21 protein-coding genes are annotated in these 25,375 nt (G+C 57.4%); 8 read left to right on the forward strand and 13 right to left on the reverse strand.

The annotated features are described in order from the left end of the window. The first annotated feature begins 11 nt into the window (after nt 1-11). On the forward strand, nt 12-470 hold the full coding sequence (locus HJB82_RS17450) for a glucuronosyltransferase (RefSeq protein ID WP_207581453.1): 459 nt from the start codon (nt 12-14) through the stop codon (nt 468-470). Continuing rightward, nucleotides 467-943 carry a glycosyltransferase gene (locus HJB82_RS17455; RefSeq protein WP_207581454.1) on the forward strand — a complete coding sequence of 159 codons (477 nt, stop codon included), beginning with the start codon at nt 467-469 and terminating at the stop codon, nt 941-943. Before HJB82_RS17450 ends, HJB82_RS17455 begins: the two co-directional genes overlap by 4 nt. A gap of 145 nt (nt 944-1,088) precedes the next feature. On the opposite strand, the gene HJB82_RS17460 is transcribed toward HJB82_RS17455, so the two are convergent. From HJB82_RS17460 to HJB82_RS17475, 4 genes are all read right to left on the reverse strand, one after another. Continuing rightward, nucleotides 1,089-1,784, reverse strand: coding sequence for an SGNH/GDSL hydrolase family protein (locus HJB82_RS17460; RefSeq protein WP_207581455.1), 696 nt, complete (start codon nt 1,782-1,784; stop codon nt 1,089-1,091). Nucleotides 1,785-1,968: 184 nt separating this feature from the next. After that, on the reverse strand, nt 1,969-3,276 hold the full coding sequence (locus HJB82_RS17465; protein ID WP_207581456.1) for an HlyD family type I secretion periplasmic adaptor subunit: 1,308 nt from the start codon (nt 3,274-3,276) through the stop codon (nt 1,969-1,971). A gap of 15 nt (nt 3,277-3,291) precedes the next feature. Continuing rightward, on the reverse strand, nt 3,292-5,079 hold the full coding sequence (locus tag HJB82_RS17470; RefSeq protein ID WP_221117519.1) for a type I secretion system permease/ATPase: 1,788 nt from the start codon (nt 5,077-5,079) through the stop codon (nt 3,292-3,294). 502 nt (nt 5,080-5,581) lie between these two features. After that, nucleotides 5,582-7,207 (reverse strand): right-handed parallel beta-helix repeat-containing protein, encoded by a 1,626-nt coding sequence (locus tag HJB82_RS17475; protein ID WP_221117520.1) that lies wholly within the window; start codon nt 7,205-7,207, stop codon nt 5,582-5,584. Nucleotides 7,208-7,894: 687 nt separating this feature from the next. On the opposite strand from HJB82_RS17475, the gene HJB82_RS17480 reads away from it, so the two are divergent. Then, on the forward strand, nt 7,895-8,605 hold the full coding sequence (locus HJB82_RS17480; RefSeq protein WP_207581458.1) for an Ig-like domain-containing protein: 711 nt from the start codon (nt 7,895-7,897) through the stop codon (nt 8,603-8,605). Nucleotides 8,606-8,709: 104 nt separating this feature from the next. Here the strand turns inward: HJB82_RS17480 and HJB82_RS17485 are convergent, their stop codons facing one another. The 5 genes from HJB82_RS17485 to HJB82_RS17505 form a co-directional block, all read right to left on the reverse strand. Next, nucleotides 8,710-9,414 carry a hypothetical protein gene (locus HJB82_RS17485; RefSeq protein WP_207581459.1) on the reverse strand — a complete coding sequence of 235 codons (705 nt, stop codon included), beginning with the start codon at nt 9,412-9,414 and terminating at the stop codon, nt 8,710-8,712. Next, nucleotides 9,414-11,690: a polysaccharide biosynthesis tyrosine autokinase gene (locus tag HJB82_RS17490; protein ID WP_221140811.1), complete on the reverse strand. Its 2,277-nt coding sequence runs from the start codon at nt 11,688-11,690 to the stop codon at nt 9,414-9,416. Before HJB82_RS17490 ends, HJB82_RS17485 begins: the two co-directional genes overlap by 1 nt. A 51-nt stretch (nt 11,691-11,741) precedes the next feature. Beyond that, the gene (locus HJB82_RS17495; protein WP_221117523.1) at nt 11,742-12,452 is read right to left on the reverse strand and encodes a sugar transporter; all 711 of its coding nucleotides are present in this window, start codon (nt 12,450-12,452) and stop codon (nt 11,742-11,744) included. Nucleotides 12,453-12,531: 79 nt separating this feature from the next. Beyond that, a complete protein-coding gene (locus HJB82_RS17500; protein WP_164014128.1) occupies nt 12,532-13,743 on the reverse strand; it encodes a polysaccharide biosynthesis/export family protein in 1,212 nt (403 codons plus the stop codon). Between the two features lie 298 nt (nt 13,744-14,041). Then, a complete protein-coding gene (locus HJB82_RS17505) occupies nt 14,042-15,448 on the reverse strand; it encodes an O-antigen ligase (protein ID WP_207584358.1) in 1,407 nt (468 codons plus the stop codon). A 304-nt stretch (nt 15,449-15,752) separates the two neighbouring features. Between HJB82_RS17505 and HJB82_RS17510 the strand changes: the two genes are divergently transcribed. Further along, nucleotides 15,753-16,352, forward strand: a complete 600-nt coding sequence (locus HJB82_RS17510) for a transglutaminase-like cysteine peptidase (protein WP_207581462.1) — start codon at nt 15,753-15,755, stop codon at nt 16,350-16,352. A gap of 269 nt (nt 16,353-16,621) precedes the next feature. Beyond that, nucleotides 16,622-17,950 (forward strand): UDP-glucose/GDP-mannose dehydrogenase family protein, encoded by a 1,329-nt coding sequence (locus HJB82_RS17515; RefSeq protein WP_207581463.1) that lies wholly within the window; start codon nt 16,622-16,624, stop codon nt 17,948-17,950. A 111-nt stretch (nt 17,951-18,061) separates the two neighbouring features. Here the strand turns inward: HJB82_RS17515 and HJB82_RS17520 are convergent, their stop codons facing one another. Next, a complete protein-coding gene (locus HJB82_RS17520) occupies nt 18,062-18,856 on the reverse strand; it encodes a metallophosphoesterase (protein ID WP_207581464.1) in 795 nt (264 codons plus the stop codon). A gap of 664 nt (nt 18,857-19,520) precedes the next feature. Between HJB82_RS17520 and HJB82_RS17525 the strand changes: the two genes are divergently transcribed. Further along, nucleotides 19,521-19,724, forward strand: a complete 204-nt coding sequence (locus HJB82_RS17525) for a KTSC domain-containing protein (protein ID WP_007630795.1) — start codon at nt 19,521-19,523, stop codon at nt 19,722-19,724. An 81-nt stretch (nt 19,725-19,805) separates the two neighbouring features. On the opposite strand, the gene HJB82_RS17530 is transcribed toward HJB82_RS17525, so the two are convergent. The 3 genes from HJB82_RS17530 to ung all read right to left on the reverse strand — a co-directional run bounded on the left by HJB82_RS17530 (nt 19,806) and on the right by ung (nt 22,193). Beyond that, nucleotides 19,806-20,411, reverse strand: a complete 606-nt coding sequence (locus tag HJB82_RS17530; protein WP_221140813.1) for an alpha/beta hydrolase — start codon at nt 20,409-20,411, stop codon at nt 19,806-19,808. A gap of 11 nt (nt 20,412-20,422) precedes the next feature. Continuing rightward, complete coding sequence (locus HJB82_RS17535) at nt 20,423-21,355, reverse strand: VOC family protein (protein ID WP_207581466.1); 933 nt, start codon at nt 21,353-21,355, stop codon at nt 20,423-20,425. A gap of 130 nt (nt 21,356-21,485) precedes the next feature. Continuing rightward, the gene (gene ung / locus HJB82_RS17540; protein ID WP_207581467.1) at nt 21,486-22,193 is read right to left on the reverse strand and encodes a uracil-DNA glycosylase; all 708 of its coding nucleotides are present in this window, start codon (nt 22,191-22,193) and stop codon (nt 21,486-21,488) included. A 236-nt stretch (nt 22,194-22,429) separates the two neighbouring features. Between ung and HJB82_RS17545 the strand changes: the two genes are divergently transcribed. Both HJB82_RS17545 and HJB82_RS17550 read left to right on the forward strand, forming a co-directional pair. Further along, nucleotides 22,430-23,854: a phosphomannomutase gene (locus tag HJB82_RS17545; protein ID WP_207581468.1), complete on the forward strand. Its 1,425-nt coding sequence runs from the start codon at nt 22,430-22,432 to the stop codon at nt 23,852-23,854. Nucleotides 23,855-23,891: 37 nt separating this feature from the next. After that, nucleotides 23,892-25,319, forward strand: coding sequence for a mannose-1-phosphate guanylyltransferase/mannose-6-phosphate isomerase (locus HJB82_RS17550; protein WP_207581469.1), 1,428 nt, complete (start codon nt 23,892-23,894; stop codon nt 25,317-25,319). The last annotated feature ends 56 nt before the right edge of the window (nt 25,320-25,375 follow it).

Here is a 25,375-nt window from a genome sequence, read left to right on the forward strand (position 1 = left end):
GATGCCTGTCTATGACTGAGAAAAAATTGAAGGTTCTCGCTGCCTCCTCGGGAGGCGGCCACTGGGAGCAGATGATGGCCATGCGGAGCGCTTTCGAGGGCTGCGATATCGTCTTTGCAACGACCATCCCAGGGCTGCTTGCCAAATACGACATTCGCGACGGCCTGGTCCTTCCCGATTGCAGCCGCGACTCGATTACCATGTCGATCCGGTGCTTTTTCAGCGCCTTCGCCATCGTTATCAAACACAAGCCCGACGTCGTCATCTCCACAGGTGCGGCGCCCGGCCTTTTTTGCCTGCTTGCCGGCAAACTGACGGGCAAGCGGACGATCTGGATCGATAGTGTCGCCAATGTCGAGAAGCTCTCCCTATCGGGAAAATTGGCTGGCCGTATCGCGTCGCTCTGGCTCACGCAATGGCAACATTTGTCGCGGCCGGATGGCCCCCACTACGCAGGAGCTGTCCTTTGATCCTTGTCACCGTCGGAACGCAGCTGCCGTTTGATCGCCTCGTCAAGGCAGTCGACACCTTCGCGAAAGAACTTTCCAAGCCGGTTCTGGCGCAAATCGGCAAGGGCACCTACACGCCACAGAATATGAAATGGATCAAGAATATCGAGCCCGCGGACTTCGATAGGGTCTTTTTCGATGCAAGCGTTATCGTCTCGCATGCGGGAATTGGCACGGTGCTGACCGCAAAACGTTTTGGAAAACCGATCATTCTCGTTCCCCGGCAGGCGTCGCTTGGCGAGCATCGAAACGATCATCAGCTTGCCACGGTAGGCCAGCTCGCCGGCCGACCGGGCATCTATGTCGCGCATACCGACGAGGATCTCAAAAACTATCTTCTCGACGATCTGGACAGCCCGTCTCACGAGGACCCGTCAGAGGTTGGACGGGCTTCGCTGGTCACCTACCTTAAAGGCTATCTGGCGACAGTCTGACCCCAAGCCCCCCGCGGACCCTAGAGCATGTCTCGCAAAAGTGTGCCGCGGTTTTGCGATAAAGACATGCGTAAAAACAAAGACCTAAAGCGTGACAAGCGAATCTGAAAGATCGCGACACGCTTTATCGGCAAGGCAGGAATCTTCAGTCTTTGCAGTTGCCGCCGGCGATATGTTTGACAAGTTCCGGCACGATGATTTTGGAAGCAATGTCGGGCAGCGGATGGGCACCATCAGGAATCGCTGCGGCCAGATCCCCCGATGTCAGACGCTGCCAGTTGGGCCGGTGGTCGACAAACTCCAGACCTCGTTTCTGGGCCTCCGCCTCATGGGCCGAGATGTAGCTGCCGACAAAGGGGCGGATAAGGCCACGCAGTCCCGAAAACGGATTCATCGCCATGACGATGATCCGCGCGTGCGGCAGGCGCAGCCGAATCTGGTCGAGGATATCGCCGATATCCTTTCGGCTTTGCGCAAGCGACACAAACCGCTGCAATGCCGCATCGTTGGCGTAAAGCTCGATCAGCACGATATCCGGCTGCTCGGCAATAACGCGATCGATCTGGGTGAGAGCCCATAGCGACGTCTCGCCACTCTTTGCGACGCTCTCGACCGTCACCGGCCTTTGCAGGCAGGCTGCAAGCGCCGTCTCGAGAGACGATTGCCACCCCCCGCGGGCCGTCAAAGATGTTCCGAAGGCTACTATTTTCATCGGCGGGGAATTTTCGGCATAACCGCTTTCGGGCGCTGAGAGCATAACCAGACACGCCGAAAGCAGAAGCCATCCATAGACCGATCGTCTCTCAGTTGGCACCGTGCTCCAAAGCCGCAAACGTATCATGGAGAAACCATATCTCGGCGGAGCCCAGAGGTCACGCGTCCTTCCTTGAACCAAGCGGCAGCAGGATTACAAGTTTCTGAAGTCGACCACTCATGCCGGGTTTGACGCGGCTATGGCCTCATGCGGCCTCGCTGATCGGAAATGCATATGTCAGGACCCTCGCAACGACGCGGTCCAAGCGCCATCACTCCTCACGAAATACGTGCTGCATCTGATCGGTCAGCGGCTTCGTCAGATAGGAGATGACGTTCCTGTCGGCGATCTTGATAAAGACTTCGGCCGGCATGCCGGGATAGAGCTTTATCGACTTCAGCTTCGCGATGCTTGCAGCCTCCGGCTTGACGCGAAGGGGATAATAGCTGATGCCCGTCCGCTCATCCTTGACGATATCAGGTGCAATCGAGGTGATCTCGCCGCGCACATCAGGCGTCGTGCGCTGATCAAAGGCGCTGAAACGCACATCGACGGACTGGCCGACGTGAACCTGGTCGATATCGCGAGTGGCGACTTTCGCCTGAACCGTCAGATCGTCATTTTCGGGAACGACGAGCATCAGCGTCTCACCAGGATTGACGACGCCATTGACCGTGTGAACAGAGAGTTCGTGAACGCGCCCACTGAGCGGCGCGGTAATGTCGAGACGGCGGAGTTGATCGACAGCGGTTCCGCGGCGCTCTTCATTCTCGGCGATCTTCGCCTCAACGTCGGTCAGTTCTTTCGCGATCTCCGAACGACGATCCTCGTCCAGCTGGATTGACTGGCGATCGATCTCGATTGCCTTGCCTTCGGCCTCCGCCTTTGCGGCGATTTCCTGGCCGCTGTTACCCTTGAGTTCGGCGCGGGCGCGCTTGAGCGCATTCAAACGCTGGAGCGTAACCAGCCCCTTCTTGTAGAGCGTATCGACGCCCTCGAGCTCCTGTTCGATCAGGCCTAGGGAATCATTGGTGGCGTCGATCTGAACGACCAAGCCCTTGATCTGCTCGGCCAGCTGATCCTTGCGCGACGCCAACTGGCTCTTCATGCCGATCAGCGCCGATCTGCGGCTATCGAACAACTTCGTCTCGCCGTCGAGCAGATCCCGCGCGGCGGTGCTGGATGTCAGATCACTGATGTTTTCCTCGACATCGAATGACTCGGCGTCGATCCGTTCGGCTTTCAGACGGGCACGGCGCGCATAAAGCTGAGCGAGCGTGCTCTCGACGATCGAAAGCTGTGCTTTTGTCGTCGTGCCATCGAGCTGTATCAACACCTGTCCAGCCGTCACATGGTCATTTTCGGAAACCAGCAGTTTCGAGACGATACCACCGATCAGGTGCTGGACCTTCTTGACATCACCATTGACGACGACCACGCCTTCGCCGATGACGGCGCTCGAAAGTTCCGTCGTTGCTGCCCAACCGCCAATGCCGCAAACGAGAGCTAGCGACAACACGCCGACAATGGCGACATGACGATTGAGGGAACGTTTGGATTCGCTGATAATCTTGTTCAAAATTTTCCCTCCGGCCTATTCGGCCGCATTCATGCCGTCGACCACGACTTTGAGCTGAGCCACACGCTCGGCAATCGGTGTACGCGCTGCTTCAATCGGTGTGCGCGCTGCTTCCGGTCGGCTGACCCGTGCCAGAACTTCCTCCTTGGGACCGAATGCGATCATCCGGCCGTCCTGCATCATCAACACGAAGTCGCACACGGCCAGAACGCCGGATCGATGTGCGATGACAACGACGATGCCGCCGCGTGCGCGCACGCTCATGATCGCGGCACTCAGTGCCCGTTCGCCTTCTTCATCGAGATTGGAGTTCGGTTCGTCGAGCACGACGAGGAAGGGGTCCGCGTAAAGCGCTCTTGCCAGTGCGATACGCTGTCTCTGGCCGGCCGAAAGCGCTGCCCCCCCTTCACCGATTTCGGTTTCGTAACCATTCGGCAGACGAAGAATGAGATCGTGAACACGCGCCGCCCTCGCCGCGGCAACCACGGTCTCAGGCGACATATCCTTCGCGAAACGGCAGATATTCTGCGCGACGGTCCCCGAGAACAGTTCGACGTCCTGCGGCAGATAACCAATGTGCCGGCCAAGCGCGTCACCATCCCACTGGTCGAGTGCTGCGCCATCGAGGCGGATGGATCCCCTGGCGGTCGGCCAGATGCCCATCATCGCCCGCGCCAAAGATGACTTGCCCGAGGCGCTGAAACCGATAACCCCAAGTGCGCTTCCTGCTCTCAGCCCGAAGCTGACATCGGAAATCACCAAGCGTTGGCCAGCCGGCGGCCCGCTTGCCAGTCCCTCGACCGTAACCTGCTTGGAAGGCGCCGCAAGCGCGAGGGGGGCTGGAATTTCCGGAATGGTTTTCAGCAGGTTCGCAAGCCGCCCCCAGCTTTGCTGGGCGGAAACGAACCCGCGCCAATTTCCGATCGCTGCTTCCACAGGAGCCAGCGCGCGAGATGTCAGAATGGAGCCCGCGATGATGATGCCTGAAGAGGCCTGTCCTTGAATGACCAGGATCGCGCCGGTCGCAAGCGTTCCCGATTGCAAGGCGATACGGAAAATCTTCGAAAGGGTCGCATATCCGTTGCCGACATCCGATGCTTGCCGGTTGATGCCCCGGTATTCCCCGTTCTTGCGTTCCCAGATTTCAGCCATGGTGCCCGCCATGCCCATTGCGTGAATGACCTCGGAATTGCGGATCGAGGTCTGCGCAAACGCATTTCGCATATTGGCGGCGTCGGACTGCCGTTTTGAAACCGTACGCGTTCCCTGGTTGGTCAAGAACGTCAAGATGGCCAGAACCAGAGATCCACCAATCGCGATATATCCGATCGCTGGATGAAACAGGAAGCAGATGACGATATAGAAGGGAAGCCAGGGCAGATCGAACATCGCCGTCGGGCCCATGCCGGACAGGAAGGTTCTGATCTGGTCGAAGTCGCGCAACGGCTGAAGCCCGTCCCCGCCGATTTTGACCTTCAACGGCGCCTTGATGAGCGCCCGGAACACACGTCCATTCATCATCTCGTCGAGCGCACCGGCAACACGCACGAGCATTCTGCTTCTGAGAACTTCGAACGCTCCCTGGAAGGCGTAAAGAGTTAACGCAAGTATTGCCAAGGCAGTCAGCGTCGGTATGCTTTTGCTTGGGATGACTCTGTCATACACCTCAAGCATAAAAAATGAACTTGTAAGATAAAGGATATTGATAAGCGCGCTAGCTATGCCAATGAAGATAAGCCCGCCTTTGCACTTCCGCAAAGCTTGGGATGGCTCGCTGACATCGGTTGCCGAACTCTGAAACACGAAATATTCCTCTCATACCGCATGGCACACAACCCAAAAGGCGAGTGTGCACTGCAGCTACGGGTCCATCAAAACCCGATCAATGACATGACTGCCTTTGGACCCTCGGCACCGGTGCCAAATTCCGCTTGCAAGTCCACAGCCTATTATATGAATCCCACCGAAAAGTGACCAACAAAAAAACCAATTGATAGCGCGTGATTTCAGGGGTTCTACGTTAAAGCTACGCTAAATATACCGGCCTAAGCAAGTGAAAATCGCAAACCGCCCAATTACGGCTCAAGGCGATGACCGTGTCGCGCGCCATAAACACGATGCTTACTGTTGTATTAACTATAAATTTAAACTATAGTTCGCTCTGCTTATGAACGGCTGAAATATTTTTCCAGCGTTCCTTTAGTCCATTCCGATAGCCGGCAGCAATTCATGATCGAACGTTGAAGCCGGAAAACGTCAGTCGGACGATGACAACCGTCCGACGCTCTCTCAGCGTTGGCCTGCCTCAGATCAGCAGGTGCGCGGCTTGGCTGGAATGGAATGCATCGACATTGATGGACACACCGAGCGAGTCCGTGTCGATGTGCGAAGCGCCGTCAGAAATTTTGTACTGGAAGGTTTCGCTGACGTTGCCGCTGAGGCCGGCGAGTTTCGTCACGTCTACTGTATAGGTATAGTCGCCATCGCTCTCGACATGGATGACCCCATATTTCCCGGTCAGCGTCAGGCCATGCTTATCTACTGCGCTGTCACCGAAGCGGCGGAGCAGCACGATTCCGTTAAGAGCATTGTCGTTATCAAGAAGATTGCCGTGATAAGCGCTGCCAGTATCGGTCGAAATCTTCAAGTTGTCATGGACTGCGACAATTTTCGGCGCCGCGACTGCAGGTACGGTCGCGACCGTCGTTTCCGTCGCAGGCGCCGGGGTGCTATGTTGCGGTGGCGCGGCCACTTCCGCAGGGTGATCGACCACCGGTTCAGCAGGCGCCTGCTCGTGGTTCGACGACGCACCACCATCCGTGCTGCCGGCGGCGCTGTCGAGCTCGGCCTGTGCTTGCTCGAACGTCTTGTTCTCACCAACAAAGAACGTGTTTTGCGCGGCGATTGCGGCCGGCATCGTCAGCGTCAATACGTCGCTATCTATAATATTATCATGGAAGGAGCCCGACGCAGGCCGGTCGACCTTAAGTGCCGCGGAGGACAGATCGTCAAAAACGTTGTCATGAACATCGATATTCTCGCGAATATAGACGGGGTTGCCGGCGGCGCTGACCAGAACCCCATAAACCCCGCCATGGATATAATTTCCGCTGATGTCATAGTTTTTCGCATCGCCCTGATCGCCAAGGCCGATGCCATAGGACCAACTGTAGCCGCCATATCCCGAGATGTTGTTATCGTGGATGGCTATATTGGTGCCCGCCTGAGCACTCAAGCCGAAGCCGCCGCCGATGAGCGTGTTGCCCTCGACCAGGGCATCCTGAGCTCGGATCAGCACCAGGACACCTTTGGCGCTGTTGGTTTGCGTCTGCTCCAGATGATTGTCCTTGACGAGAATGTTGCTGCTGTCGTTGAGCTGAATGGCGTCTGCCGCGCTTCCCTGGGCGTTGGTGACGGTGTTGTTGATCAAGGTGACGCCGTTGACCTTCTCCATCCAAATCCCATCGGAATGGACACCGGTCAGCGTGCTGTTCTCGATGGTGATGTTCTGGCTGCTTTGGAAACTGACGGATCCGGGCTTTCCGGCAAGGCCCGTATTCGTCACCTCGACATTCCGCACGACCCAGTTGGACACGTTCCCTGCATATATCGCGTTCGCCCCAGTATCGGCGATCTTGATATTCTCGATAACGATATTCGAGGCCTTGGAACCATGGATGCCATCATTGCTGCTGTGAATGACCGGTGCGTCGCCAAGACCGTAGCTGCCAATCGTGATCGGAGCCGTGACGCTTCCGGAGTATTTCAAATCGAATTGTTCATTGAACACGCTTCCGGCAGCAAGCAGCACGCTGTCGCCGGGGTTCAGCCTCAGTGACTCGACGGCGGACAATGTCGCGAAAGCCGAATTCTCCGTGGTTCCGCTATTGTGGTCGGATCCTGTCGCTGAATTCACGTAGTAGACGGTCATGCTCTGATCTCCCGGAGGTAATGGAAATCTTCTAAGCCCGCCTCTCTCTCCGTCAGCTAAAATGAAACACTAAAATTCTTTCTATCTGTCGATATTCTTGATCGCAGGGGGTACTTTCTTCGTCTTCAATGTATTTTTCATGGCGCCAAAGTTGTAACGCACAAACGATATGTATTTTTACTAGAATGTCAGTTCGCTAGCAGTCCATTTTGCGTACCCGACGGATTGCTGTGATCATGCCGCCACAAGTGCGAAGGTTCTCCCTACAGCGTATCCTACAATGGAAATGACAGTGATGAACTTAATATGATGTGAGATGGGTATCGAGACTACACGGCAAAATCATCAAAAGAGATTGCTAGCCCAATGTGATTATTTGACAATTTCATCGACATGGAAGTGAATATCTGTATTCCCATTGATTGCCTCAGAATAAAATTCCTTACATTCTGAAGAAATATATGCAGCCGTCCGTTACACTGCGTATTCACTTATTATTAATGCACTAAGCTGCCAGTGTTTCATCCTATTACCCCGATTGTAGGTGTGCCATTATTGCATATAAGGCGCTCCAATGTTCATATCATGTTAATCTCAGCCTTGACTCTGTGTATTAACATATCCTTAATCCTACCCGTCGCTAAGGTTAAAATTGACCAGCGAAGATCAATTCAAGGAGAGACAACAATGGCTATTCACGCAACCGACGATACTGCAACATTTCTGGAAACCGACGTCATCTCGGGAAACTTGCTGAGCAACGATTCATCTGACAACGGCCACCTATTCCTTCGCGCATTCGACCAGCAGAGCGTTGGCGCCAAGCAGGGCAACAGCCAGGTTACTGAAATCCAGGGCGACTACGGCACCTTCTTCGTCAAACCGGACGGCAGCTACACCTATGTTCTGAGCGCTGCTGCGAAGGTCAACTTCACCAATGGTGAATTGCTCCAGGAAAAGGTCTCGTACAAGATCTCCGACGGCAGCGGTCATACCGATGTCGGCCTATTCACCCTGAATATTCAGGGCGTCACTCAGGTCAAGCCGATCGCTGTCGACGACCATTACAGCTTCAACGAAGGCAGCCCGATCGGCGGCAATGCGCTCGACAACGACATTCCCGGCGACAATGGACATCTCTTCCTCCGTCAGTTCGCCGGCACGAACGTCAACGGCAACCCGAGCGCAACCACCGACGTCGCCGGCACCTATGGTACGTTCCATGTCAAGGCCGACGGCTCATTCACCTATGATCTGGCAGCAGATATCGCACCGGGCGATCACGTCACAGAAACCATCCAGTATTATAAGATCTCCGACGGCCAAGGTCACACGGATGCCGGTATTTTGACGCTCAATATTACGGGCACGGATTTTGTCTCAGGCGCCACCGTCTGATCAATAGCCAATCAATCGACAACGCCCGCCGCGCGAGCGTCGCGGCGAGCGTTGAACAACGGACGTTGTGACCCCCGGAGCCTTCGGCAGAAAAACGCTGATGATTATTTGCTGCAGCGCTGCCGGAATCGCGCTGTCGCTCGGTCCCCAACGCCTGCCCAGGTTCGGTCGAAGATAGGGCGGAGTTGTGGGCTGATGACTTTAATGGTGACGTTGACCCTGCAACGGTCGCCAAGTTTCAGCATCGTCGTGAGATCGCTATCGAGCGCAGTCTTTGCCGCTGAAAGCGTTGCGTCAGTAAAATCGTTCCAGAAATAAAACCGGGTCAAAATCATCGACTCGTCGTGGGGCGCGAGAGCAACCGAACGCTTCATCATTCCGGCAATCGAAAGCGGCTCTTCCGCAATCACAGACTGGACGGCCGCGAGACGAAGCCAAAAATTGCTGTTCGTCGGCATGCACGAAACCGCATGCTGTAGAAAGTGACGGGCACCCGATGCGGCCGCAGCCCAGGCGTCGTAATCGACATCGATATTCTGCCGATCGAGTTGCGCCAAGACGAGAGTAACGCCAGGAGCCACGATGTCGGATCGGCAATAATGCCCGTCAACCATGGCGACGGTCCGCGCCGCGTATTTGGCGGTGACGTCATTCGCGACCGTGTCGCCACGCTCGATCCTTTCCGCGACGATCGAGATGCTGGCCGTTCTTATCGAAGCGTACAGCTCTCGACCGGCGAACATCGCAAAGGCGACGGCGACGACAACGAAAACAATCCTAGTAACCGAAACGAACTGACCGCGAAGCATCAGCTTTCAGTGTAGTATCGCGAGTACCGCTTATAATAATACTCGCTAGAGCCGAATGTGCGATAAAGCTTCATCTGCGACGGGTCGACCTTGGTCAATATCGCACCGACGCATTTCGCATAGAGCTCCGGCTCGGACAGCAGGGTGGACTGCACGACCTTACGCGATGTTTTCCCCCACTCGATAACGAAAACCACTGCATCGAGCTTGGAGTTGATGGCGCGCGCATCCACAACAGGCGCCAAAGGCGGCAGGTCGACAATAATGTAGTCGAAGCTTTGACGCGCCATTTCGAGAAGTTGATCCATGCCGCGTGAGGCGAGCAGCTCCGAGGAATGCGGGACACGATACCTTGCAACCGTCGGCAGAAATGCAAGCTTCGTTCTGGGATCGAGAAGGATCAGATCCTTGAGAGGACGGCCATCGACGATCGCCTCGAGCAAGCCGGCCTCGGCATGACGGCCGATTGCCCGGGTCGAACCGGGATTGCGCATGTCGCCGTCGATCAGCAGGCAGCGGGCGCCCTGCATTGCCAGAAGCTTGGCAAAATTGATGGATGTCGTCGACTTCCCCTCTCCGGGCAGGCTCGACACCACGCCTATGACCTTGCAGCGCTGATCGGCCGCACTGAGGTCGATCGCGATCTTGGCGCTCCGAAGCGTCTCGGCAAACGCCGAGAGCGGGTGCTCCTCGACATAGGTCGTGGTCTTGCTACCTCTGGCGATGCTTCGCGGATTGCTTGGATCGACGAGAGACGGATCATCGACGTTATCGTCGACCAGCGGCATGACGCCCAGCGATTCGACATCGAGCACTTCCTTGATGTCATCGCCGGTGCGGAAGAACCGATCCCGGAATTCCCGGAAAGCGCCTATGCCGCTTCCGACCGCACATCCGAGGAACATCGCAAAAGCGACGACGAGGGCTCTTTTCGGCGCACTCGGCTTCGTTGGGGTTTCCGCCATCGTGATGATGCGGGCAGCCGTAATCGGGAAGCTCTGCTGCTGAATTGCTTCCTGGTAGCGTGTCAAGAAGCTCTGATAGAGATTCTTGTAGGTATCGCGCGTGCGTTCGAGCTCGCGGACCTGAACCTGCGTTTCGCCGGCCGTCGCGGCAACGCCCGTCGCCTGTGTCACACTGTCACGCAAGGAATTTTCCCGCGACTTCGCGACCTGCAGCTCGCTTTGATAGCTCTCGGCGATGCGGTTCAACTCATCGAACATGAGTCTCTTATATTCTTCCATCTCCGCACGAAGCCGAACCGCCTGGACGTGATCGGGGCCGAGACGCGCCTCAATTTCGGTTTCGAGCTTGGAAGCCTCCAGATATTTCTTGCGCAGCTCGTTCGAAATGGAGCTGTCGAGCACATCCGTGACGATCGCATCGGTCTGCTTGGCGTCGATGATCGACTTCACGCGCGTATATTTTGCCTCGGCCTTTGCCGTCTCCGCCTGGGCATTGATCAATTGCGTGTTTATCTCGGAAAGCTGCTGCTCGCTGATCAGCGTGCCGGCTCCGGCCTCGACAAGCCCATGCTCGCTCCGGAATTTCTGAACCGCAAGGTCGGTGTCCAGCGCCTGCTGCCGGAGTTCTTCGATACGCTCCTGCAGCCATTGGCCGGCGCGGCGTGTCGCCTCATATTTCGAATTGAGTTTATCGACCATATAGACGTCGGCAATGGCCGCTGCGATCTCACGCGCCATATCGGCTGACTGCGAGGTGTAACTGACATCGAGCACGTAGGATTTGCCCACGCGTTCGACATCGATATTGCCGGCCACAGTCTCCGCTGCGTACCGCCGCTGCATTTTCGGATCCGGCGCTACTGCCGCGTCATCGGCAAACCATGACCTGAAATTCACCAGGGATTTCAGCATTGCGACTGAAAACAGCGAATTCCGCTGTGCATTGAACACTGGGTCGTCGACCAGTTTCAGCTTGTCGACGACAGCATAGGCGATCGTGTCGGACTTCAACAACTCGACCTGGCTAAGGACAGTGCCTTCGTCATCATCCATCTGGCCGAAATCGGCCAGCTGCTTGATCACCTGGTTGTCGCTACGGTCGATAAGCACGCTTGTGTCGGCGGTGTAGACCGGCACAGAAGTCAGCACATATACAATGCCGAGAATAGCGAAGGCGAAAGCGCACGCCGCAACCATCCGCCACTGTCGGCGGGCAATCGCGATGAGCTTGTCGAAATCGATGAAGTCAGCTTCGTTTCCCGTATCGCGGGAGGGGTCGATACGTGGCGTAAGTTTATCTGGCGATAGCAATTTCGATCTCCAACTAAGGCGTCAAGCGCCAAGATCTACGGGCAATTCCAGCTATTGTATGACCGGTGTGCTCGGACTGGTCGATCCCGTCGGGTCGGTGGACGACTGCCCTCCCCCATTTACGGTGAGGAATATCCTTGTGGTCGTCGAGGTCGAGGACGAGTTATCTCCGTCACCGGCGTTCGAGACCAGCGAACCGGCAGTCGTCGCGGCGCCGTCGAAGGGCGTGCCATCGTCCGATCCAGGACCTGTCTGCCCAATCGACCCCGTATTGCCGATGCCGGCTGCGGCAGACGCACTTCCACCCGGGCCGAGCGCTGCAGTTCCGCCTTCGGCGAGGACCTTCGCAAAGGCGGCGAGCAACGGCGCAAGGTTGGGATCGGCACTTGCCGCATCGGCAACAGCTTTTTCGATCGCCAGCTTGAACTGCGGGTCCGTCACTTGGCAGCTGTTTGCCGCCCGTCCGAGACCGGAGCCGATCGCCGCCATCTGTGCGGCATTGGCCTTCTTGGCCTGCTCGATCACCGGCGACAGAGCGTCGTTGCTGCTGCCGACCAGTGCGCGAACACGCGATGACAGAACCAACGGATCGGACATGTCCAGCAAAACCGCGGGATTAGCCGTGAAGCCAGTAACATCGACCGAAGTCAGATTTGCCGGCCCCAGGCAAGCAGCCGCAAAGGCGCTCGACGTCATGCCGGCAAACATCGCGACGACAATTCCGCTATACGCAAGCTTACGATAAACACCTGACCTTGCCATAACATAGTCCTTCATCAAATCCGCTATATAGGCCGCCGGCATTGATCACTCGCGATCGATGCCGGCTCGCTTATTTCAATCAATTTCCGAGATCCTCGACCGCGTTGCGGGTATCTTTCGCATCGTCGGCCACGCCGGAAACAGTGGACGATACCGAGTTTACGATGTCAAGGAACTTGACCAGTTCAACAGAGTCCGAATTGGAAATATAGATAATATCCTTGTCTTCCATCTTGAATTGCTGAACGGCAAACAAGGTTGCCGGATCGCGAAGATTCGCGCGGACGATCACCGGAACCGTCTCACCTGCAAATCTCGTCGTGTCCACGTGCATCGCCTGAACCGTCTTCTTTGGAACAAGGCGATAGAGCAGGACCTGAGCCGGATCGGCGCGGTCGTCACGCAGACCGCCCGCCTTGGCGATTGCCTCTCCAAGGGTCAGGTCGGACTCTTCGAAATCGAAGCGGCCGCTGGTGCCTGCGGCGCCGAGCATAAGATAGGTGCGGCGCTCATGGTCGATCGAGATCGTATCATCCGGCGCAACATAGATATTTTCCACCGGATTCTTCAGCAGCGTGCTGTAGGCGACGGTTGCAGTCTTGCCGCGGCGCTGCAGCGTCACATTCGTTTCGATATTGTTGGTCGTCAAACCGCCCGCTGCGGAAATAACGTCGAGAACGCGCTCACCGGCCGGGCTGATCTGGACGCGCTGGGGATTATTGACGTCGCCCAGCACAGCAACCTGGCTGGAGCGACTCGTCGTTGTCGTGATAACCACCTGCGGCTCGATCGCACGGCTCGCCAGACGATCCTCGACGTCCTGTTCCACCGTCTCTTTGAGGCGACCGGCAGCCGGAACCCGACCCGCATAGGGGATTGTGATCGTTCCGTTTCTATCGATGGTCTGCTCAGGCAGAGAGATGTAATTGCCGGGTCGGCTACCAGCATCGGACGGAATGAAGAGACCACCGGACTGAGCTTCGAAGATGGCGACCTGAACGACGTCACCGAAACCGAGTGGAATTTCAGGCGCTCCGCCTCGGCCGCCGCCAAACCCCTTGAACGAAGTCGGCTGAGGAGCGGTAAAATATGTCAGAACGTTCTTGCTGAGATCAATCAGAGCGTAGTCGATGCCGACACGACGCTCCTTCGTTGTCACTTTCACCGCCGCATCTCGATCAACGTCTTTGTGATCGGGACCGGATCTTGGCAACGAGGTGCAGCTTGCCAATATAGTCGTTAGCGCTACAACAATGGCGACGCGTGTACTACCGATACGAGAACAACCCATAGAATAACCTGTGTTGACGCCCCTGAAGCTACTGCCCCGCAATCTGACAAAATACAAGACAATCCCCGATCTATAATCACTGAAAGCCGATTAACATTCTCTAACTGTGGCAAGCTGGCAACGACCAGCACCTCAAGGAAGCGAAAACGGCCCAAGCCCGGCTCTTCTGGCGCCGACAATAATCTAAAGGCTAGACCCGCTATAAAATCTCTTGCGTTTCAGAGTCAACAGCGCGGTACCCGCGCAATTGGCATTTTCGAAAAACCTTCATAAAAAACATCCATTTAAAAGAACAAGCTCATATTGCCGCATCCGCCTCCCCATGGTTGCGCCCAAGGCTTATCGCCACAACCGCACTCAGGAAAGCGGAGAAAAATACGGCGAAACCCGGTATTTGCAGCGAGAAATCGACCGCCGCGTGAAGAGCGACCAAAACCGTCGCCGCCAGGCCGAGAAGAACATAATGCCTGAGGCGCCGCCTTTGAGCGAGCCCTTGCCAGAACACCCTGGCGAGGACAGAGAAGGCAAGGATCGCCGCAATCGGGAACAAGATCCCCAGCCCCAGAAATCCTTCGAGATAGAAATTGTGCGCTCGGTCAAAGATTCCGAAGATTCCGCAGGCCGGATCACGATAGGCAGAAAACACGGTCCGGAAAGTTCCGAGGCCGGTCCCGGTCAACCAATGATCCGAGATGGCGCGCCATATGCCCGGCAGGATGCAGAAACGATCATCATCCTCGAGCCGCCGCTCTTGTGCGCGCAAAATCGCCTGACCCGCAAACACCGTCAGCAGCACGACAACGAAAACGATTGCCGAGAGGAGCTTCAGCATGGAATGCCATCTTGGCGCCGGTCTCAAGTGACGCCTCGAGCCGTTCCAATTGATGACAAGCCACGGAAAATAGATGAGAGCGGCAACAAAGGTCGCAAATATCCCAGCGCGCGAGCGGGTTAACATCAGCGCGGTGAAACACGCGCACAAGAGCAGGACGTAGATCCACGATTTCAAGACAAGAGTGTTTCGGCCTGGCTCGCCGGGCGGGTGGTTTGAATAGGAACGGGCAATGTCTCTGACCAGGGTCAGCATCAGCAGCGTTCCAAGTCCAAGGAAGGTCGCGGCGGTGTTGCGGTTGACGAAGACCGCGGTGAGGCTGTCGAGGTAGGCGTGTTTCTCCACGACAATCAATATGTTGGGAAACAGCGAAAACTGCAGCAGGCCGAAAACAGCAATGCCGCCCGCAGAAAGCCCGAGGAGGGTCAACACTTTCCTCGCGCGCTGATCGGTATCGCATAACAGAAGCCCCGTCAGGAACGTAACGAACGGCAGCGCCACCGAGAGGATCGACGCCAGAGTGTCGGCCGGTTCGACCGAGATTGCCGCGTACTCGACACCTGCCAAGTCACGCGCAGCACTCCAGGCCGGATTTGCCAGCCAGTTGGAAGGCAGTTCGATGGTCTGGATGCACGTCCAGCCTGTCACCACGACGAGCATCAACAGAGCGCTGCTAAAAACCCATCTGCTTTGTCTTGGCTCTTCGACCAGCAGTGCCGAAATGGCACCGAGGGTAAACATGCCGATCGCGGCAAAGGCAAAGGGAAAGGGCGTGACGCTCCCGAACGGAATGAGCGTCAGTATAACGAGACCGATAAAGGCAAAGAGAAGAGCCTCTCGCAAGACCTGCCTGTTGATGAGGTTGGATAACATTCGATCTCTTCGCCAGCGAGCGGCAATGGCAGGATTACAACCAGAGAGGTTAATATACACGTACTAACATAGGTTGCATATCAAGGGCTTGCGTGTTAAAGCGTAACAGAATTTCACATCGTTTAAAATTGTCGCGAAAGACTTAAGCCAATCGAGACAAGCCCCGGCTATGCTCCGTCAAGCAGCAGGAACGGGACAGACGTTCTGCAGTCAATACTTGGCAGATCACTAAATCGCCATGCCATTGACTGAGACAAAAGGCAAGCCTGATCTCAATCGGTTGTCCTGAACGGGGATTTAACAGATGAAGAAAACATTCGTTACACTTCTGGCGCTGGCCTTTACAGCAGGGAATGCCTGTTCGGCATTTGCCGCCGGTCCCGCAGGTTTCGCCCGAGGTTTGAACGGCAATTCGGCGGTCAGCTATATCTCTGAAAAAGGCAAGATCATTCCGCCCTTCGCCCAGGTGTTGTTCTGTGCTCAGAACCCGGCCGAATGCCGAGACAACAACGGTCTTTCGGTCGTCGCGCTCACGGATGAGCAGATGCTGCAGTTGAAGAACGTGAACGGCACCGTCAATCGTACGATGATCGGCCGAAACGATTCCCGCACCGAATTGAACGGCGATGTCTGGAAGGTGAACGTCCGCAGCGGTGACTGCGAAGATTTCGCGCTCACCAAGCGCAGCCGGCTGATCGCGATGGGCTGGTCGTCGCGCGCTTTGCGAATCGCGACCGCATATACACCCTCCGGTGAAGGGCATGCCGTCCTGGTGGTCAGGACCGACAAGGGCGACCTCGTGCTCGACAACAGGCAAAGCAGCATCAAGAACTGGCGGGATACCGATCTGCGCTGGGACAAGATTCAATCGGGAACAGACCCCTATGTCTGGTACCGGCTGTGACAGCGGGCGCAGCAAAATAAACTGAACGCACCTTCTTAGAGATCGAAGTCGAGCCGCTCTGACGAACGGCTCGACTTGTCATATTGCCCACACAAACCTATGTTTTTTGCCATTGACGCGGCCGCCGACAGAAAGCTGCAGCGCCCAGGGTTCGATTTCCGGTGTGGGTATCAAGCGATCTTCGATATTGTCTTTTCGCCCAGATTAAGTATGACGGTCGCCATGCTGCGACGCAGCATGACGTTCTACTCTAATGATTTGAGGGAAATATGCGCATCACGATGATTGGATCAGGCTATGTCGGCCTCGTTTCAGGCGTTTGCTTTGCGGATTTCGGCCACGACGTCATCTGCGTCGACAAGGATCTGAGTAAGATCGAAGCCCTTCGCGACGGCCGCATTCCGATCTTCGAGCCGGGTCTCGAGCAATTGGTCGCCGAAAATACCAGCACTGGCCGCCTGTCGTTTTCGACGGATGTCGGCGAAAGCGTCCGTAGCGCCGATGTCGTGTTTATCGCGGTCGGTACACCATCGCGGCGCGGCGACGGCCACGCGGATCTTTCCTATGTCTACGCCGCTGCGCGCGAGATAGCTGCCTACGTGGAAGGCTTCACCGTTATCGTCACCAAGTCGACGGTGCCGGTCGGCACCGGCGACGAAGTCGAGCGCATCATGCGCGAAACCAACCCTGCGGCGGATGTCGCGGTCGTTTCCAATCCGGAGTTCCTGCGCGAAGGCGCGGCGATCGAAGATTTCAAGCGTCCCGACCGTATCGTCATCGGGCTGAATGACGATCGGGCGCGCGAAACCATGACCGAGGTCTATCGGCCGCTTTACCTCAACCAGGCACCCCTGGTCTTCACCACCCGCCGCACGTCGGAACTGATCAAATATGCGGCCAATGCATTCCTCGCGATGAAGATTACCTTCATCAACGAGATCGCTGATCTGTGCGAGCGGGTCGATGCAAACGTCCAGGACGTTTCGCGCGGCATCGGTCTCGATGGCCGTATCGGCGCCAAGTTCCTGCATGCCGGGCCGGGTTACGGCGGTTCGTGCTTCCCCAAGGATACGCTTGCCCTTGCCAAGACGGCGCAGGATTTCGACGCGCCGGTCCGTCTCATCGAGACGACGATTTCGATCAACGACAACCGCAAACGGGCGATGGGACGCAAGGTCATTTCGGCTGTCGGCGGTGATATTCGCGGCAAGAAGATTGCCATCTTAGGCCTGACCTTCAAGCCGAACACCGACGACATGCGCGACAGCCCGGCGATTGCCGTCATCCAGACCTTGCAGGACGCCGGCGCCCAGGTGGTCGGCTACGATCCTGAGGGCATGGAGAATGCCCGCAAGGTGATCGAGAACATCGAATATGCGAGCGGTCCCTATGAAGCGGCCGCTGGTGCGGATGCGCTCGTCATCGTCACCGAATGGAACCAGTTCCGCGCACTCGATTTCAATCGCCTGAAGCAGTCGATGCGCGCCCCAGTCTTGGTCGACCTGCGCAATATCTACCGCAGCGACGAGGTGCGCAAACACGGCTTTACCTATACGGGCATCGGCACCAATCTCTATCAGGAATCGACAACCGCCTGACAGGCTCTGATGAACCGGTAATTGTCCTGACGCCGCGGAGCAAAATCCCGCGGCGTTTGGTTTTTGGAGTACCGCGCCGAAACCCTGAACGGTCGGGTCACGCCTGCAGATCTAATTGAGGATCCCGACCCGCGTCCCTTTTATCGTCAGCACGGTCAGCCGGCCCGTCGCCGAAACTGCGGTGTCGATACCGATTCGCTGCGGGCCGAATGTCGGGATTCGCGCCGGGGTATGCCCATGGATCACGAGGACGGGAAGCTGCGGTCCTTCATCCAGGAAGGGCTGACGGATCCACATCAGATCGCTGTCCTTCTGCCTCTTGAGGTCGACGCCCGGTTTGATGCCGGCATGGACGAAGACCACCCTTCCCATCCGCAGCATGATCGGCAGCGATTCCAGGAATTCGATATGCCTCTCGGGGATCATGTGGCGAATGACGCGGGCAATCATTTCGCTTCCGGCCGCCGACTGCAGCAGATGCTCGATATCGATACCGTATGAATGCAACGTCTCCGTCCCGGCAAAACCCAGCCATTCAAGAATGCGCGCCGGTTTGCGATAAAGCTTCACCAGCTCCGCGTCGTGATTGCCGCACAGCGCGAAACGCTGAAATCCCGGCGGCGGGGTCTTGCTCAGGAACTCCAGCACCGCACTCGAATCAGGCCCGCGGTCGACATAATCGCCGAGCAAGACGATAAGTTTCGGCCCCGGAATGCGCGCGGCGTCCTCCTCGATGCGGCGATGCGCCTCGACAAGCTCGTTATAACATCCGTGAACATCGCTCATCGCGTAGACCGCAGCGAAGTCGCCTTCGGCAAACGTCAGCCGAGCGCGTCCTTTGCGGTTAGCGGCCAGTATCGGTATCTGTCGTCGCCACGGCCCGAGATAGTTAAACATGTAACCCATTTATGCGATCCGATAGCACACGAGGCTGTCGGATAAGCTCCATTCCTTACCCATCCCTGCACGGGATGAAGCTCAGTGTTCAAAAAGAAGTAGGCCTGATCACCGCCTCTTGGAAAGAGTAACCGGAACCGGTTGCGATATTACGATATAATCCGTCGCTATTTGCTGCGCCGGCTGAGCCGAGCTGGCGCCTCCATCACTGCCGGACCGTCTCCTCCGCACGGGACACCGCACCTTCGCGTCGAATCAATCCTTACATCGCCACCTTTGCAGATCGGCTTTCCGAGGCACTCGTTCCGCCGCTCACGCGACGCGCCTGCTAGAAACGCCAGTTGTAGTCGGTCATTTTAGAAGGCGTCACGGCTATTATTGCGACAGCATTTTGGTATGCGATGGTTAATTCAGCGTTAAATCAAATTACTGGTTCCGTAAGCGGCTGTGTCAATCACCGGCGCTCCAAGCGAGAGAACTTGTGGCAATCGGATTTCCACAGGCAATGCCTCCTGAAAAGCTGCAAAAATCAACTATAACGAGAGCCAACATAAAAAAATGAACGCTTAAGATTATCATGCTTGACGCTGCCGCGGCGCCGCATGATGATGGCGCATTGCAGCGTGAATGACATCCTTCACCAAATCTCAGATCAAAAACTGCGGGGTGCGAAGTGGAAACTGCGGTTGATTCGAAACTTATCGAGGCGATCACCTACGACGAAGACAGCCGGCATCTACGGGTCTATCTGACAAACGGTCAGAGGCGAGAATATGAAGGCGTCCCCAAGGGCGTCGTCGTCGGCTTGACGATGGCGGAATCCCCGGGAAATTTTTATATGACGGCAATCAGAGGCAAATATCCTCCCCGTCCCTAAGGATCTATCATTCCAGCCGAGATGCGGGACCGGCATTTACCGGCCCCGCAAATCAGCACCACCGAGTGGCGGCACATTCCATCAATAGCCACTGAAGAAATCGCGAACTGCATTGATCTCGAGCGGCGCAATCTCATGGCCGCCGGGATGCCATACCGTCCTGACATCAGCCCCGCGATCTTTCAGATGCTCCGACAGCGCCTCGGTCACGGGGACAGGAGCGATCGGATCCCGCTGGCCGGCCGTCACCAGCACCTTTCTCCCCGCAAGCGTTGCCTGGGCTTCAGGCTGAAACGGAATGAGCGGGTGCATCAGAACCACGGCATCGAAGATACCCTTCTCGATCAGCATATTGGCAAGAATGTTTGCGCCGTTCGAAAAACCCAGGCCGAGAATCTGGGAAGCCTGGTGCTCCTCAGCCAATGAACTAACATAGGTGGCCATCTTCTCCGTCGCTCGTGAAAGGTCGGCCATGTCGTAGACCCCCTCCCCGGTGCGCCGGAAGAACCGCGCCGCGCCATGTTCGGAAACGTCGCCGCGCGGCGAGAGAACCGTCGCTTGGGGCAACAGGCGCCGGCCGAGGTCGAAGAACTGGTTCTCGTCGCCACCGGTGCCGTGCAGCACCAGCAGAATGGGTTTATCAGGTGCACCGGCATGCAGCCGGTGCAAATATCCAGCTTCGGTCATATCACCTCTCCTTACGCTTCGAGCGGCTGCAGGTGTTGCTCGAGCAGCGCGCGAAGATGAGCGTGCTGCGGCGGCAGCTTTAGAGCTTCGCCGAGGTGGGCCGTATCCTCATCGCGGTCAAAGCCCGGCTCATTGGTCGCGACCTCGAACAGCACGCCGCCCGGCGTGCGGAAATAGATCGCCCAGAAATAATCGCGGTCGATCACCGGGGTCACCTGATAGCCGGTGTCCATCAGCGCCTTGCGCACTTCGAGCTGCTTCTCGCGATTTTCGACGGCGAAGGCGACGTGGTGGACGGAACCGGCGCCGGGAAGCGCGCGGGCGATGTTCGGCATGGTCTCGAGATCGATGAGATGCGCGCCGTTGCCGTCAGGCTTGATCAGCCGCTTGACACCGTCCCGTTCCTCGACGACCTCGTAGCCCATGAACTTCAGGAGTTCGGCAGTGGCGCCCTCATCCCGCAGGCGCATGGCGACGGAATGGAAGCCGCGAATGGCGTGGTCTTCGCTGATGCCGGCATGTGTCCAGGCTTGACGGGTATCGTCCCTGACCTCGACGAGCGCAAAACCGTCACCGTCGGGGCCGGAAAAATTCAGGCGCTTCTCGCCGAAGCTTTCCTCGGCCTTCAGCCCGCCGATGTTCAACGTGCTGAAACGATCGCTCCAGAAGCCAAGCGAGCCTTGCGGAACGGAAAACACTGTCGTGCCGACCTCCCCTGTGCCCGGACGGCCCTGCGCCATCTTCGGGAATGGGAAATAGGTCATGACAGTGCCCGGCGCACCTGTCTCATCACCATAATAGAGATGATAGACGTCAGGCGCGTCGAAGTTCACTGTCTTCTTGACGCGGCGCAAGCCAAGCGCATTGGTGAAGAACTGGTTGTTGGTATGGGCGTCCTCCGCCATCGCCGTGACGTGGTGCAGACCCCTGATCTGATCGAGCATGTGAGACCCCTTTCTTGCCCGCAGCTCGCGGGCTTTCGATGAGGCTAAGATGCGCGCTCAGGCTCCCTGCGAACAGACCCGTAGAGCAAAACGCATTGTCTTCTTTTAGTGAACGAAGACTACCGCGCGTTCACAGTTCGGTGTCGTGGGGATCGACCGGCAATTGCCAGTCGATCGGCTCGCGTCCCCGCGATTGCAGGAAGCCATTCGCCTTCGAAAAATGCCCGCAGCCGAAAAACCCGCTATGAGCCGAAAGCGGCGAGGGATGCGGCGCCCTGAGCACGAGATGCCGCGTCGTATCCACGAAGGCGGCCTTGCGCTGGGCATAGGAGCCCCAGAGCATGAAGACGACGGATTCGCATTCGTCGTTGATCTTGCGGATGACGGCGTCGGTGAAGCGCTCCCACCCCTTGCCCTGATGGGCCGCCGCCTGCCCTTCCTCGACGGTCAACACGCTATTCAGCAGCAGCACGCCCTGTCTTGCCCAATGTTCGAGGAAGCCGTGACGCGCCGGCGCTATGCCGAGATCCGTCTTCATCTCCTTGTAGATATTGACGAGGGAAGGCGGGATGCGCACGCCCGGCCGCACGCTGAAGCACAGCCCGTGGGCTTGCCCCTGCCCATGATAGGGGTCTTGGCCGAGAATGACGACCTTGACGTTGGAGATCGGCGTCAGGTCGAGGGCGCGGAAATATTCGCTGCCGCGGGGGAAAATCCGTTTACCGACCTGCTTTTGCGTCACAAGAAAGGATTTGAGTTGCTGCATATAGGGGCTCGAGAACTCCGCCGCCAAGGCGGCCTTCCAGCTCTCTTCGAGACTGACTGACGTATCGCTCATCCAGCAAACCCTTCGCATACGACGAAACAACGGACACACGGTTCTAACAAAATCGATCTACGCTGCAATGCCTGTCCGCTCGGCAATGGGTCTACGCCTTTGGGATAGGCGAGAGAAGATTGCGAGAGGCTGTGCGAGGCACGGTCGTCCGTGTTTAACTATATGACGTCTTCGGTATTTACGCCGGCAGGTGGCCTGAGTAGAACCTTGATCATAAACCGGGGACATGTCTTCAAATGAAATTCGGCACGAGCGGCCTTCGCGGACTTTCAGTGGATCTCAAGGGACGCGCCTCTGCGCTTTATGCGACGGCGTTCGGCAAATATCTGCTGCAGACCGGCAAGGCGCAGGTCGGCGATGCCATTCTGATCGGCCGCGATTTTCGCGATTCGAGCCCCGATATTTCGGGAAATTGTGCCGGCGCACTCGCCGCTCTCGGCTTCCGGGTATTCGACTGCGGCAATGTACCGACACCCGCCCTTGCCCTCTATGGTCTCAAGAGCAATGCTGCATGTCTGATGGTCACCGGTTCGCATATTCCGGCGGACCGCAACGGCATTAAGTTCTATCGCCCGGACGGCGAGATCGACAAGTCGGACGAGGCTGATATCACCGCATTGGCGGCCGAGATCGAACGAACAGGCGAGGCCGTTGCAGAGGCACCGGCCATAAACGAAGATCATGAGGCGATCTGCCGGCAGCTCTTTTTCCAACGCAATGCCGCGCTGCTGCCGCAAGGCGCGCTATCCGGTCTGAAGATCGGCGTCTACCAGCACAGCACCGTCGCCCGCGACCTTCTGGTTGACGTTCTCGCCCATTACGGCGCCGAGATCACCGCTCTCGGGCGTTCGGAGAGTTTCATTCCCGTCGACACCGAAGCCGTTTCCGAGGAGACGGTCACACTGATGAAGCACTGGGTGTCAGAGCATAAATGCGATGCGATCGTCTCGACCGATGGCGACGGTGACCGCCCGCTGGTCACCGACGAAACCGGCACGCCGTTGCGCGGCGACCTTCTCGGCCTTGTCGCAGCCAATTTTCTTGGCGCCAGCACGGTGGTGACACCGGTAACCTCCAATTCCGGCATTGAGGCGGCGGGTTCTTTCGCCGTCAGGCGCACCCGCGTCGGCTCGCCCTTCGTCATCGCAGGCATGGAAGAGGCCGTGGCGGCCGGCGGGGATCATGTCATGGGCTTTGAAGCCAATGGCGGGCTGCTGACTGCAACCCCTTTCGATATCAACGGCCAAAATGTGCGCGCCTTGCCGACGCGCGACTGTTTTATCCCGATGCTCGCGATCCTGTCGCTCGCCGCCGTTCGCCGGCAGCCGCTCTCGGCCATTGCCGCCTCCTATCACCTGCCCTTTGCCGCCGCCGATCGCCTGGAGAATTTTCCGGTGCAGACGAGCGCGGCGCTGATGGAGCATCTGCGCGCCTCCAATGAAAACCTTGCTGCCTTCCTGCAGCCGGTCGGCGAGGTGGCGACGAAATCCGACATCGACGGACTTCGCGTGACGCTGAAAGACGGCAGGATCATGCATTTCCGCCCCTCCGGCAATGCGCCGGAAATGCGCTGCTACGTCGAAGCCGGGAGCGAAACTGCAGCCCTGGATCTGCTGAAGACAGGGCTCACCCAAATAACGAACTGGGCAGACGCCCGCTAAACATGCCACGAACAAGATTTTTTCAAGGAACCCGCCTATGACGCAGAAAATCGTTCCCGTGATCATGGCCGGCGGCAAAGGCACGCGGCTCTGGCCGCTTTCCCGTGCCACCGCCCCGAAACAGTTCATCCAGTTCGTCGGCAACAAGACGCTGTTTCAGGAGACGCTCGAACGCGTTTCCAACCCGGAGCTCTATGAGGCTCCGATCGTCGTCACCAACGAGGAATTTCGCTTTCTGGTCGCCGAGCAGGCCCGTGCGCTGGCCGTCCCGCTCGCCGCGGTGCTGCTTGAACCAGTCGCCCGCAACACCGCCGCAGCGGTGGCCGCCGCCGCAACACTTGCCGCTGAGCTTTTCGGCAAGGGCACCATCATCCAGATGCTCGCCTCGGATCACGAAATCCTCGCCGACAACAGCTATTTCGATTGCATCCGCATCGCCCGCGATGCCGCAGCCGACGGCAAGCTCGTAACCTTCGGCATCAGCCCTACCGAGCCGGCGACCGGTTACGGCTATATCGAAATCGGCGATGCGCTCGAAAACGGCGCCCACAAGGTCAGCCGTTTTGTGGAAAAACCGACACTGGAAAAGGCCGAGCAGATGCTCGCCGACGGCGGCTTCTACTGGAACTCCGGCATCTTCATGTTCCCGGTTGCGGAACTTATTGCCGAACTGCAGGAATATGCCCCCGATGTGCTGAAGGCGGCAAGCAAGGCCGTTTCCAAGGCAAGCCGCGACCTCGACTTTACCCGTCTTGAGGCCGACCATTTTGCCAAGAGCCCCGATATCTCCATCGACTACGCGATCATGGAAAAAACCTCCAAGGCCGTGGTCGTCCCCTCGCCGTTCAAATGGTCGGACATGGGAAGCTGGGATGCTGTCTGGAAATCCGGCGTCCGCGACGACAACGGCAATGTCGCCGCCGCAAACACCACCGTCGTCAATACCCGCAACTCACTGGTCATGACCCATGGCGTGCATCTTGCCGTCCAGGGCATGGAGGATGTCGCCGTCATTGCCAGCGAGGACGCCGTCTATGTCGGACCACTCAAAGACAGCCAGAATGTCGGGCAATTGGTCAAGATGCTGGCCTCCTCTTCCGCGACGGCGAAATTCACCGAAACCCACCCGACCTCCTACCGGCCGTGGGGCGGCTACACCTCTATCTTCAATGGCGATCGCTTTCAGGTGAAGCGCATCTTTGTCACGCCGGGCAAGAAACTTTCGCTGCAAAAACACCATCATCGCTCCGAACACTGGGTCGTCGTCAAGGGAACCGCCGAGGTGACGGTCGGAGAGACCGTGCGGATGCTGCGCGAGAACGAGAGCGTCTATATTCCGCTTGGCGAAGTCCATCGCCTCGCCAACCCCGGCAAGATCCTTCTCGAACTGATCGAGGTGCAGACGGGCTCCTATCTCGGCGAGGACGACATTATCCGCATCGTCGACGAGTTCGGAAGAACGTAGCGTCGCAGCCAAACCGGTGGCGGCGTCCAAACAATTGGCCGCTTTTCCGGCACGAC

Source organism: Rhizobium sp. NZLR10 (assembly GCF_019685125.1).
GTDB lineage: Bacteria > Pseudomonadota > Alphaproteobacteria > Rhizobiales > Rhizobiaceae > Rhizobium.